Origin of the sequence: Streptococcus sp. HMSC10E12, from assembly GCF_001807855.1 — a bacterium.
GTDB classification, from domain to species: Bacteria; Bacillota; Bacilli; order Lactobacillales; family Streptococcaceae; genus Streptococcus; species Streptococcus salivarius.
On sequence record NZ_KV791095.1, the window covers coordinates 7706 to 8110 of the forward strand.

Below are 405 nucleotides of genomic sequence, written 5' to 3' on the forward strand. Positions count from 1 at the left end.
CTGAGATTGATTCACTTACTGACGCTGACTCTGAGTTTGAAACAGACTGTGATTCAGAAACTGATGCACTCTCTGAAGCGGATTCTGAGTTTGAAACAGACTGTGATTCTGAAACTGAAGCACTTTCTGAAGCGGATTCAGAATTTGAGACAGACTGTGATTCTGAAACTGAAGCACTCTCTGACGCTGACTCTGAGTTAGACACTGATTGTGATTCTGATACAGAAGCACTTTCTGAAGCGGATTCAGAATTTGAGACAGATTGTGATTCTGAAACTGAAGCACTCTCTGAAGCGGATTCTGAGTTTGACACTGATTGTGATTCTGATACAGAAGCACTCTCTGAAGCGGATTCTGAGTTAGATACTGATTGTGATTCTGAGATTGATTCACTTACTGACGCTG

Annotated in this window: 1 pseudogene; it reads left to right on the top strand. The window is 41.7% G+C overall.

The annotated features are described in order from the left end of the window. A pseudogene (locus HMPREF3112_RS11435) lies at positions 1 to 405 on the top strand (MSCRAMM family adhesin SdrC); the annotation flags it as partial.